Below are 12,797 nucleotides of genomic sequence, written 5' to 3'. Positions count from 1 at the left end.
CGGCCGGCGGCGGGCGTTACACGCCCCCCACCCCGCACCCGGGTGCGTCACCCGGTTCGTGCTGCGCCGGGCCGGCCTCGACCCGGACCGGAGTCCCCCGGTGCCGGCGCCCCGGCGTGTCGCGTCAGGTGGCAGGGGTCAGTCGAAGAGCGGGCCGACGGCGCGGCTGCGCTTGATCTCGTAGAAGCCGGGTATGGAGGCGACGGCGAGGGTCCCGTCCCACAGGCGGGCCGCCTCCTCGCCCTTGGGCGCCGGTGTGACGACGGGACCGAAGAAGGCCACCTTGCCCGACGGCGTATGCGGACCCGGCACGGCGATGATGGGACTGCCCACTTCCGAACCGACCAGGGTGATGCCCTCGCGATGCGACAGGCGCAGTGCTTCGTCGTAGGCGTCGGTGTCACCGGCGTCGGCGAGGTCGGCAGGCAACCCGACCTCGCCGAGGGCCGCTTCAATGGTGGCGCGTGTCCTGGGTTCCTGGTTGAGGTGGTATCGGGTGCCGAGAGCGGTGTAGAGGGGCTCCGTTACGTCGGCGCCGAAGGCGATCTGCGCCGCGATCAGGGTGCGGACCGGCGCCCAGGCCCGGCCCATGAGGTCGCGGATGTGTTCCGGCAGCTCGTCCAGGCGCGACTCGTTGAGGACCGCCAGGCTCATGACGTGCCAGGTGATGTCGACGGGCCGGGCCCTGCGGACCTCCAGCATCCAGCGGGAGGTCAGCCACGTCCACGGGCAGACGGGGTCGAACCAGAAGTCGACCGGCAGGGGCGACGGTACAGGGGGCATGTGGTGTCCAGTGGTTCAGTGGTCGGTCGGGAAGTCGGTGGAAGCGGTCAGCTGGGCCCAGGCGTCGATGTCGTGCTGGAGCCGTTGCCGGCCCTGCTCGATCAAGCGCAGCGCATCGCTGCCGAGCACCAGATGCACGGGCGGGTCTTCGGCGTCCAGCACGGTCAGGAGGGCCTTGGCGGCGCGGGCCGGGTCGCCGGTCTGGTTGCCGTCCTTGGCCTTGCGGGCGGCGCGGATGGGCTCGAAGACGGCGTCGTAGTCGGGGATGCTGCGCGGGACGCGGACCATCGAGCGCCCTGCCCAGTCGGTGCGAAAGGAGCCGAGCGCCAGGGAGGTGACGTGGATGCCGAACCGGGCGACCTCCTGGGCGAGCGAGGCGGAGATGCCCTCGATCGCGAACTTGCTGGCGCCGTAGAAGGCGACTCCGGGCAGCGCGGTGAGACCGGCCATGGACGACAGGGTGACGATGTGTCCGCCGCGGCGGCGTCTGAGATAGGGCAGGACGGCCTGGATGGCCGCCACGGTCCCGTAGACGTTGACGCGAACTGGCGGCGCAGATCGTCCATCGAGGACTCCTCGACCGTCCCCTCCACGCCGTACCCCGCATTGCTGATCAGCACGTCGATCGGGCCGATCCCGTGCTCGATCCGGTCGACCACGGTCTTCACCGCGTGCTCGTCCGTGACGTCCAGCTCCATCCCGGTCGCGCGGCCGGGTGCGAGCGCCTCGAACGCACGGATCTGGTCCGGCTCGCGGACGGTGCCGACGACCCGGTGCCCGGCGGCCAGCGCCTCCTGGGCGAAGGCGCGTCCGAGACCGCCGCTGACACCGGTGATGAGGAAAATCTTGCTCATGGAAACTTCCGTGTGAGGGCAAGGGCGTGCCCGGGCGCCCCGTACCGGCGCCCGGGCGGGCAGTCCGGGGTCAGTGGCCGGCGCTCTGGCCGCCGTCGACGTGGAGGATCTCGCCGGTGACGAACGGGGCGTTCTCCAGGTAGACGACGGCGTCGACGATGTCGCCGATCTCGCCCATCCGGCCGACCGGGTGGAGGGCGGCGAGTGTGTCGTGGTACTCCGCCGGGTGCATCGGCGTCCTGATGATGCCGAGGGAGACGGCGTTGCTGCGTATGCCGCGGGTGGCGTATTCGATGGCCAGGGCCTTGGTGGCCGACTGCAGTCCACCCTTGGTGAGGGAGGCCAGTACGGAGGTGACCGCGGAGTGGGCGTGGTCGACCAGGCTGGTGGTGATCTGGACGATGTGTCCGCCGCCCTGGCGGAGCATCTGCTCGGTGGCGAGCTGGGTGATGCGGAAGAAGCCGCTGAGGTTGACGCCGGTGACCGTGTCGTAGTCCGCCTGCGTGTACTCGGTGAAGGGCTTGGCGACGAAGACGCCGGCGTTGTTGACCAGGGTGTCGATGCGGCCGAAGCGCTCGATGGCGGCACCGGCCACGCGCTCGGCGGTGGCGGGGTCGGCGATGTCGCCCTGGACGGTGAGGATCTCGGGATCGGAAGCGGGGGCGATCCCGCGTGAGGTGGCGACGACGGCGTAGCCGAGCTTGCGGTACGCCTCGACCAGGCCCGCGCCGATGCCCTGGGACGCTCCGGTGATGACGGCGACCTTCTGGCCGGAAGTGCTCATGGTGACTGTCTCCAGTGGGGTGGGTTGTCCGGACCGGCGCTGATCACCGGCCCTTCACGAACATAGACGACCGGTCGACAAACAACCAGGAACGGCGAGAGCGTCCCGCCTTCCCCGCACCGCTGTGACCTGCGGTGGGAGGCAGTGCCTACCAGATGGGAGGAAGCCGGTCACAGGGATGCCCTGGTCAGACCGGTCCATCCGAGACATCGAGGCAGAGGAGAGGAGGTCCGCACCCCCGCGTGCGCGTGGCCCGTAAGAGGCCGGGCCTACCAGGAGGGAGGAAGCCGATCGTGGCATTCGCCCTGGTGGCGGACGCAGTCTGAGGCCATGGGAGCGCAACGCCACCCAGGCTTCCGTACCGCGAAACCGTCAAGGACCACATCGTGACCGCTGCGCCTCCGCGCCCCCATACCACCGGCTCCCGGGGCGTCCGCCACTCGCCCTGGGCCCATGTCGCGCAGGCGGCCGCCGCGCTGGGGGCGGGCATGGGTGTCGGCCGTTTCGTCTACACCCCGATTCTTCCCCTGATGCACACTCAGGCCGGGCTGTCCGCCGCGACGGGTGCGAACCTCGCCACCGCCAACTACGTCGGCTATCTGATCGGCGCGCTCGCCGGGACCCTCCTGCCACGTCTGACGCGCTCCCCCGCCGTGCTGCGGAGTTGTCTGGTGGTGCTGGCGGTGTCCCTGGCCGCGATGCCACTGACCCACGCCACCGGTGTATGGCTGCTGCTCCGGCTGTGCGCGGGCGTGGTGAGTGCGGTGATCTTCGTCATCGCCGTCAGCTCGCTGCTCAGCCATCTGCGCGACCATCCCGCCCACTTGCCCGGGTGGGCCTTCGGCGGAGTCGGGGCAGGTATCGCCCTGTCCGGGTCGCTCGTGCTCGCCCTGCGCACCATCGCCGACTGGCAGGCCGCGTGGTGGGCCTCCGCCATGCTGAGCGCGCTGCTCGCCGTTCCCGCGTGGTTCCTGCGGCCGGAACCCGCGCCCCCGTCGGCGTCCGCCACTCCCCGGCCCGGAGCGGAACGGCGGGAGACCGGCCCGCGCACCCATCGCTGGTTCACCGCGCTCTTCGCCTCGTACACGCTGGAGGGCGTCGGCTACATCATCGCCGGTACCTTCCTGGTGGCCGCGATCGACCAGAGTTCCCCCGGCTGGATCGGCAGCGGCGCCTGGGTGCTGGTGGGCCTCGCGGCCATTCCGTCCTCCGCGCTGTGGGCGGGACTGGGGCGGCGCTGGTCCCGCCCCAGCCTCCTGCTGGCCGCGCTGGGCGTCCAGGCCGTCGGCATCGCCCTGCCCGCGCTGATCGGTGGCGTCGCCGCGGCGCTGATCTCCGCGGTGCTCTTCGGCGCCACGTTCATCGGCGTCAGCACCCTCGCGCTCGCGACCGGCGCGCATCTGCGTTTCCCCCGCGCGGTCGCGCTGCTGACGGCCGGATACTCGGTGGGCCAGATCCTCGGCCCGCTGGTCGCCACCCCGCTGCTGCGCCACGGGTACCACCAGGCCCTGCTCCTCGCGGCCGTCGTCGTGCTGGCGTCCGCCGTCGCGGCGGCCCTCCTCCGGATCGGGTTCCCCCACCACATGCCCGCGCTCGGCCACCCGGTCGTCCGCGCGGAGCCCGCACCCGACCGGCAGTTCACGGGCCTCGGCACCGCCGAGGCCCGGTCGGACTGACCGCCGCCTCAGTCGACTTCAGTCCACGAGGTCGAGGGCGGCGGTGACGATGCTGTCGGCGTCGATGCCGTGGTAGCGGTGGACGTCCTCGATCGAACCGCTCTGGCCGAACCGCGTCACACCGAGGGTGGTGACGGGCGTGTTCTGGATCGTGCCCAGGAAGGCCAGCGTGTGCGGATGGCCGTCCAGCACGGTGACGAGCGGTGTGGCCCGGTCGGCGGGGAAGACCTGGTCGAGGATCCAGCTCGGGTCCCACGACAGGCCCCGGCGGGCCTGAAGCGCGCGGAAGAGCAGGTCCGGGCTGGTCACGCAGACCACATCGGCGCCGTGGCCGAGGGCGGCCAGCCGGTCGGCGGCGGCCAGGGCCTCCGGGACCAGGGCGCCCATCGCGGCGAGGGTCACCACCGGCTGCTCATGCCGGCGCAGCCGGTAGGCTCCCGCGGTCACCTGCCGACGGCGGCGCTCGCGGGCGGCCGGGTCGCCGGGCACGTCGGCCGCGGACTGGTCGACGGGCCGCGTGGACAGCCGCAGATACGCCGAACTCCCGTCCGGTCGGCCGAGGTTGCCGAGTGCGGCCAGCAGACACCATTCGGTGTCGATCGCGAACGCGGGCTCAAAGGTGACGCAGCCGGGCTGTTCGATGCCGAGCGAGGGGGTGGTGATCGACTGGTGGGCGCCGCCCTCCGGGGCGAGCGTGACGCCGGACGGCGTGCCGACCAGGATCGACTGGCCGCCCGCGTAGATGCCGAACGACCACGGCTCCAGGGCGCGGTTGACGAAAGGGTCGTAGACGACGCCGATCGGCAGCAGCGGCTGGCCCCAGCGGCTCCAGGTGGCCCCCAGCTCGCCGAGCAGGCCGACCAGGTTGGTCTCCGCGATGCCCAGCTCCACATGCTGGCCCGTGGGCCGCTCCCGCCAGTGCAGGATCGTCTCGGCGTCATCGGCGAACCAGTTGGGGCGCTCGGTCGGGGACCACACACCGACCTTGTTGAGCCAACCGCCGAGGTTGGTGGTGGAGCTGACGTCCGGGCTGACGGTGACGATCCGGGCAGCCGCCTCCGGCGCGCGCCGGGTGAGGTCCAGCAGGACGCGCCCGAGGGCCTGCTGGGTGTTGCCGGAGCCGGTCGGTGCCGGGCGGGCGAGGTCGGCGGGGACCTCGGGGGCCTGTCGCGACGCGTGTCCGGGGCGGCGCAGCCGCCTGGCGGCCGCCGCGCACCGGGCCGCCTCCGGCGATCCACCGGCGAAGGCGGCCCACGGGCGGTCGGGGTCCGTGCCCAGGCGGTCGGCCAGGGTCCTCATCTGGTCGGCGGTCAGCAGGGAGGAGTGGTTCTGCGGGTGGCCCTCGGTGGGCAGTCCGTAGCCCTTGACCGTGTACGCGAAGATGATGGTCGGCCGGGTGTCGTCGACGCTGTCGAACGCGTCCATCAGCGCGCCGATGTCGTGCCCTCCCAGGTTGCGCAGCGCCGCCAGCAGCGAGGCGTCGTCCAGGGGGGCGATCAGGTCCGCGATCGGCCCGGCGGTGGAGCCGGTGCCGGGCAGGCGCTCGCGCAACTCGTCGGCGGAGCAGCGCAGCAGGCGCTGGTATTCGGGGTTGTCCATGGCGTCGATACGGGCGTGCAGGGCCTCACCGCCCGGCCGTGCGAACAACTCCCGCAGCGCGTGCCCGTACTTGAGGGTGATGACCTGCCAGCCGGCCGCGGCGAACATGCCCTGCAACCGGTCCGCGGCGATGCCGGGGACGACCCGGTCCAGGGACTGCCGGTTCAGGTCGACGACCCACACCGCCTCGCCCAGGCTGGGCACCATCGGGTCCTGGATCGCCTCCCAGATCGCGCCCTCGTCCAGCTCCGCGTCGCCCAGCAGGGAGTACTGCCGTCCCCTCCCGGCCCCGCCGAAGTGGCCCTCCACATAGCGCCGCGCGAGGGCGCCCCACAGGGGGGCGGTGGCGCCGATGCCGACCGAGCCCGTGGAGTAGTCGACCGGGTCGGGGTCCTTGGAACGACTGGGGTAGCTCTGCAGGCCGCCGAAGGCGCGCAGCGTGGTCAGGTAGGACTCGTCCAGCTCGCCCAGCAGGTAGTTGATGGCGTGCAACACCGGTGAGGCATGGGGTTTGACCGACACCCGGTCCTCGGCGGTCAGCGCGTGGAACCACAGGGCCGTCATGATCGACGACATCGAGGCGCTGGACGCCTGGTGGCCGCCGACCTTCAGCCCCGAGGGGTTCGGCCGCACCCGGTTGGCATGGTCGATGATCGCGGTGGACAGCCACAGCACCCGCTGCCCGACCGCCTCCAGCACGGCGAGCTCCTCCGCCCGTGCACGGCCCGAGCCGTTGCCGCCGATCGCTCTCAGCTCCGGGTCCAGGACCATCACCGACCGCCTCCGCTATCCGCACCGCGCCGTGGAAAACTGATTTTGTGCTCCGCCAGTAGACAGATAGCTCCTCAACTGCACAAGATGCTTCTCTTTCGTTGAGCATTCTGCTCATCTTCCGGGTCGAATGAGGGACGTCGATTGAGCACTATGAACAGTGAGCGAGGCGTGGACGCCACCGACGCGCGGATCCTGCTCGCCCTCGCCGCCCAGCCTCGGGCCACCGTCGTCGCCCTGGCCGAGCAGCTGGGGCTGTCCCGCAACACCGTCCAGGCGCGGGTGGCCAGAATGGAGCAGGGCGGCGCGCTGGGCTCCTTCGAACGCCGGATCACCCCGAACGCGCTGGGCCATCCGCTCACCGCGTTCGTCACCGCGCGGGTCGATCAGCGCCGGCTGGCCGAGGTGTCCGAGGCACTGGCGGGCATCGCCGAAGTCGTGGAGGTCTTCGGCCTCAGCGGCGAGACGGATCTGCTCGTACGGGTGGTCGCCGCGGACGCGGAGGACCTGTACCGGATCGCGGGGCAGATCCTCGCCGTTCCCGGCATCGAGCGCACGGCGACGGCCCTGGCCATGCGCGAGCTGGTGCCGCACCGGCTCACCCCGCTGCTGCGCCGTGCCGCGGCGGAGTGAGTGTTCAGTTCGCCCCGTCGGCGATGCCGCCCCGTTCGAGCGCCAGCCGGGTCAGTCCGACGCGCGTGTTGATGCCGAGCTTGGTGAAGATGTGCTTCATATGGGTGTTGACGGTGTGAATGGACACATAGAGCCGGTCGGCGATGGCCCGGTTGGTGAGACCGTCCACGACGAGCGGGATCAGTTTCCGCTCGGATTCGGTCAGGTTCTCCCAGCCCGGGGGGCCGGTGGTGTGGTGCCGTGGGGCTCCGGTGCGCACACCGAGCCGCCGAAGGCGCCGGCTGATCCGTTCGTGGTCGCGCAGGGCCCCTGAGGCCGACGCCAGCTCACCCGCTTCTTCGAGGTACGGGATCGCCGGGGCCGTATCGGCCGATGTGGCCAGGAGTTCGCCGAGGTCCTCGCAGGCCGCGGCCAGGGCCAGGGGTCTGCCGCCACTCCGGTAGGCGCTGATCGCGGACTCCAGCGCACGGGGGTCGCTGTGGAGCAGGCCGTCCACATGGGCGCGGACCGCCCGGATGATCCGCTGGCTGTCGTCCCGCGCGGTCAGGGCGCGCAGGGCGCCGGACACGGCCTCCGCGACCGACGGGTCCCCGCCGCGGAGCGCGATGCGCGTGATCGCGGGCCAGTGGGACGGCGTCACCGCGAGCAGCCGCGTCGGCTCACGGTCCCCGAAGCCGACCGTGAGTGCCGCTGCCGCCGGGGCGTCCAGGCCGCCCTCCGCGTCCGCCAGACAGGCGCGCGCGAGCGTCACCCACCGGCCGTACCGCTGCGTGGCCAGGTCGGGACCGGCTTCGGCGGCGCGGAGATGGTCCCTCGCCCTGGCGAGGTCACCGCGCCTGATCTCCACCAACGCCAGTACGGACCAGGCCCGCACGTTCGGTCGAGTGATCTCGAGTTCGTCCGCCACCGTCAGACTGGCCTCGGCCTCCACGGCCGCGTCGTCCAGCGCGCCCTGTTCGAGGAGGGCGCAGGCACGGGCCGCGTGCCAGTGGGGAAGTGACCAGCCGAGGCCCATCGCCTCCGCCTCGCGCTGTCCGTCCCGCAGGATCCGCTCGGTGTCCGCGAGCCGGTCGGTGGCGAGCAGCGCCATGGCCAGCCACAGCGCCGGAATCCGCGGGGCCGCAGATAGAGCGCGCCGGACTCGGTGCCGGCGCGTCCGGCGGCCTCCTCGGCGAGCTCGACGGCGCGGGCGAGGCGCCCGCGGTAGAAGGACGTCTGCGACTGGAACACCATCGCGCTGACCACGACGGCCGGATCGTCGCCGCGGTAGGCGGCCGCGACCAGCCCGGTGTCGGTCTGCTCGACAGCGGTGATGTCCCCGAGGTACACATGGCCCGTCCCCTTGGTCTTCAGCAGCCGGACGCGCACATCGGGCGGCAGCGCGGGAAGGTCCAGAGCCCGCCTGAGGTGTGTCATCGCGGCGGAGTCGTCGCCCGCGGCCTGGTGGATCTCGGCGGCCACCAGGCGCAGACACGCCTCCCGCGGCGGTTCGAGGCGGTCCGACAGGGTGGCGTCGACCAGGTCGAGCGCCTCGTGCACCCGGCGGGTCCGGCCGAGGTACTCGGCGTCGTCGGTCAGCAGGGTGATGCGCCGCCGGTCCCGCGGGGGCAGCAGTCCGGCGATCCGCTGAGCCAGGTCCGCGGCCGCGTCGGGGGCCGACGCCGACAGTTCCCGTACGGCGGTGGTCAGCGTGGTCACGGCCGCCTCGTCGACCGGGCCGCCCGACATGACGACATGCCAGGCCACCTCCGTGGACCGGGCCCCGATACCGCGCAGACTGTCGGCCGCCTCCCGGTGCAGAGCGGTCCGTACGGCCCGCGGCAGGTTCTCGTGGACGGCCTGCCGCATGAGGTCGTGGCGGAAGGCGAGTCGCGGCCCGTCGGCCGAGAGCAGACCGGCATTCAGGGCGGCCTCGACGCCCGACAGCAGGCTGCCGACCCGTCTGCCGAGCATCCGGGCGGCCGTACCGAGGTCGAATTCGCGGCCGAGGACGGACCCCATCTGGAGCAGGCGCACGGCATCCCCCGGAAGCCGGTCCAGCCGCGTGGCGACACTCCGCCGGAAACCGGCGGGGATTCCGTCGTGCACGAGGCTCGCCACGCCCGCCTCCACCTTGACGACGTCCGTGCCGGCGAAGGCGCGCACCAGTTCAATCGCCAGGAAGGGATTGCCCGCGACGCCTCGCAGATGCCGGGCCAGACCGGGTGACGGCGTCGCCCCGAGGACATCGGCCGCGATCTGCCCCAGCTCCTGCTGGGGCAGGGGGCCGAGGGTCAGCCATCGGGCTCCGAGGCGTTCGAGGTCCTCCCGCACCATGGCCACGGTCGGCCGCTCGGCTTCCGGCCGTACCGCCAGCACCCACAGGATCCGTGAGCCGGCCAGCCGACCGGGCAGGGTGCGGAGCACGAAGAGGGTGGCCGGGTCCGCCCACTGCGCGTCGTCCACCAGCACGGCCACCGGGGCGCGCTGGGCCCGCGCCTCCAGGGCGTCCGCGACGCCGTCCAGCAGCCGGAGCCGCTGGTCGTCAGCGGCCACGGCGACCCGGTGGGGACCGTCGGAGGGCTGCAGGGCGGACTGCAGGGCCGCTCCCGCCGCGTACTGGTCGAGCTCGTCGGCCCGTACGGACACCACATCGAAGCCGGACCGCCGCGCCATCTCGTCCAGTTCCGCGAGCAGCCGGGTCTTGCCGACGCCGGGCGCGCCTTCCACGACGACGCGGGCGCCCCGCCCAGCGCGCACCGCTTCCAGATCCTCACGGACAGCGGCGATCTCGCGGTCCCGTCCTCTGAGGGGCAGCCCGGCCACGGCACGGTCCCCGCGCCCCCGGGCCCGGTCGCCCGCGGGGTCTGTGCTGCGCATGGGGCCAGCATGCCGCACGGCCACATCGCCCTCAACGCCGGTTTCCCCGCGCCGGCAACGTCCGGGACGGCGAGAACGTCGGGCACCCGCTGGGGCGCCACCCCTCTCGCCGGATCGCCGCCGCTCATGGCTGACCGCCTCTCGATGGTGTGCGGCCGTCGGGATCAGTCCGCGGGGCGGGGTTCGAGGACGAAGGTGTGCCGCAGCACGGTGTACGGCTCCTCGGTCAGCTCGCGGCAGGGCCCGGTGCCGGCCTCGTAGGTGTCATACGACGCGATCAGCGACTCCTTGACCCCGAACACCGGATCCGTGTCCAGGTACGAGTCGTCCGACGGGAACAGCATGGTGGTCACGCGCTGGAATCCCTCGGCCTCGATCAGCAGGTGCACATGGGCGGGACGCATGGGCGACCTGCTGGTGGCGCCCAGGAGTTCGCCGACCGGGCCATCGCCGGGGATCGGGTAGCTGGACGGGCGGATGGAACGGAAGCCGAAGTGTCCCGTCTCGTCGGTGCGGAACAGCGCGCGCATGGCCGGATCGACCTGGCCGGGCACATCCACGTCGTAGTGGCCTTCCCCGTCGCTGTGCCAGACGTCCACCGCCGCGTCGGCCACCGGCGCTCCCGCACGGTTCACGACCCGTCCCTCGAAGAACAGCGGGGTGCCGGGCAGACCTCCGGAGATATCGGCGGCATCGGCGTGCCGCGGCCTGTCCTCCCTGAAGAAGGGGCCCAGGACGCTGTTCTGGGTGGCTTCCGTGGGTCGTCGGTTGCTCAGGGAATCGACCAGCATGGTGATGCCCAGCACGTCGGACAGCAGGATGAACTCCTGGCGCGTCGATGTGCACATCTGCCCGGTGCGCGTCAGGAAGTCCACACCCCGGGCCCACTCCTCCTCCGTCAGCTCGACCTCGCGGACGAAGGCGTGGAGGTGCCGCACCAGCGATTCCAGGATCTCCGCGACGCGGGCGTCCTTGGTGTCCCGCATGGTGGAGATCACGGCATCGGTGATGGTGTCGCTGGTCAGATCACGCATGGCGCGCTCCCGTGGTGGTCGGGTCGATGGCGGAGTCGGTCCGGGGATGCTGGAAAAAGCTTCGGCACTCGGGTGATCTCCGTCAACGGAATCGACACCGCCATGGCCGGGGCCATGGCGGTGTGCGTGCGTATGCGTGTGCGTATGCGGGGGACGATCGGCTCCGCTGTGCCACCCGCCTCGCGCGGATGGCCACGTCAGCCGCGGCAGGTCAATCCGTGGGCCGCGGGTGGCGCAGATGAGCCCGCTTCTCCAGCTCCTCCTCGTCGACCAGCGTGAGCATCGGCTGGCCCGGCGCACACAGTATGAACACGACGAACTTGCTCGGGGCGTCCGGCAGGGCGTTGCCGTTCTGGTAGTGGATCACGTCCCCGCCCGGCTCGAACAGCGTCTCACCGGCCTTGATCACGCGCTCCGGCTCACCTTCGAGCTCGAACCGGATCGCGCCCTCGGTCACATAGCCGTAGCACGGCCCCGAGTGGCGGTGCGGAGGAGTCCCGGGGTCGCCGGGAAGCCACTCGACGAGGACGGTCATCCCCGAAGCACCCTCGGGAATGAAGGGCGGCTTGACGTCCGCCAGCATCTTGGGTCCGGTCCCATCCGCTGAGTCCATCTCGTGCACTGTGCTACACCTCCGTGGGCCGGCCCGGAACGGACAGACGATCCGCGTCGGCATTCCGGGCTCGAACAACTCAATTCACAGGGAAGAAAAGGCACGGCCCGCGTCTGTGACACGCCGTGCGCCTCGCCGTCTCGGCAGAGTCCCGGATGACCGTTGTCGCAGCACCAAGCGTGGTGGAGGCTGGTGAGCCTCTGCCCATTCAAGGGGAGTCCGCGCTCGCCGGTGACGGCGGCCATCAGGGAAAACGCGGTCGGCTCAGTGAACTGGCCGACCTGGTAGCCGCCGGCCGGCTGCTGGTTGATGATGTTGATGCGGTTGTAGCTGTTGATGACGGCGATGAGGGAGATCAGCGCGACGAGCTGGTCGTCGTCGAAGTGCTTGGCGGCGTTCGCCCAGACCTCGTCCGTGACCCCACCGGCCGCGTCCGCACCCGGGTGCCCTGCTCGGCCAGCTCGAGCGCGGCGCGCTCGGCCTCGGTGAAGACGGTCGCCTCCCGCCAGGCGGCGACCAGGTTGAGCCGTACCGGGGTCTCCCCCACGTCCTTGGTGTGCATGTCGGTGCAGAAGCCACAGCCGTTGATCTGGCTGGCGCGGATCTCCACCAGGCGCTGAACGGATTCCGGCAGCGTCGAGTCCGACACCACCTTGCCGGCCGAGTAGAGGTGCTTCAGCACCTTGGTCGCGAGGGCATTGCCGAAGTAGTTGAGACGTGGATCCATGGGTTCTCCCAGCAAATGTGCCGTTGTGCATTCCTCTCTGGCCACACTGGATCAGCGTGGCACTGGGGCGCATCGCATAAACGAGTGATTCGGGACCGGCCGCCTAAGGGGTCCTTGCAGAATGATCTTGTTGTGGCACGGTGGAGAGGTATGTGATTCCGTGCTGCTTTGGGGGTGACCATGGCACGGCGGAAGCCGTGGGAGGTCAGTGATGAGTTGTGGGCGGTGATCGAGCCGCTGTTGCCGAAGCATGAGCGGCGGTTCCGGCATCCGGGGCGCAAGCGGATCGATGACCGTAAGACGCTGCAGGGTGTGCTGTACACCGGCATCCAGTGGGAGTACCTGCCGCGGGAGTTGGGTTTCGGTTCGGGGCCTACCTGCTGGCGGCGGCTGGCCGAGTGGCAGGAGGCCGGGGTGTGGGAGGAGCTCCAGCGGGTGCTGCTGGACCGGCTGCGGGCGGCGGA

General features: G+C 71.4%; 10 protein-coding genes and 2 pseudogenes. 3 read left to right on the top strand and 9 right to left on the bottom strand.

Annotated features, from left to right (window positions below):
• Nucleotides 1–138 precede the first annotated feature (138 nt).
• The 3 genes and pseudogenes from ACFXB5_RS48295 to ACFXB5_RS48285 form a co-directional block, all read right to left on the bottom strand.
• Nucleotides 139–783, bottom strand: coding sequence for a DsbA family protein (locus tag ACFXB5_RS48295; RefSeq protein WP_385221039.1), 645 nt, complete (start codon nucleotides 781–783; stop codon nucleotides 139–141).
• 15 nt (nucleotides 784–798) lie between these two features.
• A pseudogene (locus ACFXB5_RS48290) lies at nucleotides 799–1,637 on the bottom strand (oxidoreductase).
• A 70-nt stretch (nucleotides 1,638–1,707) separates the two neighbouring features.
• Nucleotides 1,708–2,421: an SDR family NAD(P)-dependent oxidoreductase gene (locus ACFXB5_RS48285; RefSeq protein WP_198276942.1), complete on the bottom strand. Its 714-nt coding sequence runs from the start codon at nucleotides 2,419–2,421 to the stop codon at nucleotides 1,708–1,710.
• Between the two features lie 488 nt (nucleotides 2,422–2,909).
• Between ACFXB5_RS48285 and ACFXB5_RS48280 the strand changes: the two genes are divergently transcribed.
• On the top strand, nucleotides 2,910–4,097 hold the full coding sequence (locus ACFXB5_RS48280; RefSeq protein ID WP_385221047.1) for a YbfB/YjiJ family MFS transporter: 1,188 nt from the start codon (nucleotides 2,910–2,912) through the stop codon (nucleotides 4,095–4,097).
• Between the two features lie 18 nt (nucleotides 4,098–4,115).
• On the opposite strand, the gene ACFXB5_RS48275 is transcribed toward ACFXB5_RS48280, so the two are convergent.
• The gene (locus ACFXB5_RS48275; RefSeq protein WP_385221044.1) at nucleotides 4,116–6,467 is read right to left on the bottom strand and encodes a pyruvate dehydrogenase; all 2,352 of its coding nucleotides are present in this window, start codon (nucleotides 6,465–6,467) and stop codon (nucleotides 4,116–4,118) included.
• Nucleotides 6,468–6,620: 153 nt separating this feature from the next.
• Between ACFXB5_RS48275 and ACFXB5_RS48270 the strand changes: the two genes are divergently transcribed.
• Entirely contained in the window at nucleotides 6,621–7,100 is a 480-nt protein-coding gene (locus ACFXB5_RS48270) for an Lrp/AsnC family transcriptional regulator (protein ID WP_210944308.1), read from the top strand.
• A gap of 4 nt (nucleotides 7,101–7,104) precedes the next feature.
• On the opposite strand, the gene ACFXB5_RS48265 is transcribed toward ACFXB5_RS48270, so the two are convergent.
• The 5 genes and pseudogenes from ACFXB5_RS48265 to ACFXB5_RS48245 all read right to left on the bottom strand — a co-directional run.
• Entirely contained in the window at nucleotides 7,105–8,115 is a 1,011-nt protein-coding gene (locus tag ACFXB5_RS48265; protein ID WP_385221041.1) for a response regulator transcription factor, read from the bottom strand.
• The gene (locus tag ACFXB5_RS48260; RefSeq protein WP_385221035.1) at nucleotides 8,010–9,959 is read right to left on the bottom strand and encodes an ATP-binding protein; all 1,950 of its coding nucleotides are present in this window, start codon (nucleotides 9,957–9,959) and stop codon (nucleotides 8,010–8,012) included. The genes ACFXB5_RS48265 and ACFXB5_RS48260 overlap by 106 nt, the downstream gene beginning before the upstream one ends.
• Before the next feature lie 164 nt (nucleotides 9,960–10,123).
• On the bottom strand, nucleotides 10,124–10,993 hold the full coding sequence (locus ACFXB5_RS48255) for a dioxygenase (protein WP_385221032.1): 870 nt from the start codon (nucleotides 10,991–10,993) through the stop codon (nucleotides 10,124–10,126).
• 211 nt (nucleotides 10,994–11,204) lie between these two features.
• Nucleotides 11,205–11,606 carry a cupin domain-containing protein gene (locus tag ACFXB5_RS48250; protein ID WP_385221029.1) on the bottom strand — a complete coding sequence of 134 codons (402 nt, stop codon included), beginning with the start codon at nucleotides 11,604–11,606 and terminating at the stop codon, nucleotides 11,205–11,207.
• A gap of 269 nt (nucleotides 11,607–11,875) precedes the next feature.
• Nucleotides 11,876–12,333: pseudogene (locus ACFXB5_RS48245) on the bottom strand (carboxymuconolactone decarboxylase family protein); the annotation flags it as partial.
• A 180-nt stretch (nucleotides 12,334–12,513) separates the two neighbouring features.
• On the opposite strand from ACFXB5_RS48245, the gene ACFXB5_RS48240 reads away from it, so the two are divergent.
• The coding region (locus ACFXB5_RS48240; protein ID WP_385221026.1) for a transposase at nucleotides 12,514–12,797 on the top strand (284 nt) is incomplete at its 3' end.

The sequence above is a fragment of the Streptomyces sp. NPDC059455 genome (assembly GCF_042750115.1).
GTDB lineage: Bacteria > Actinomycetota > Actinomycetes > Streptomycetales > Streptomycetaceae > Streptomyces > Streptomyces endocoffeicus.
Note: the sequence above shows the minus strand (reverse complement) of the source record. Positions and strands in the feature narration are given on the sequence as shown.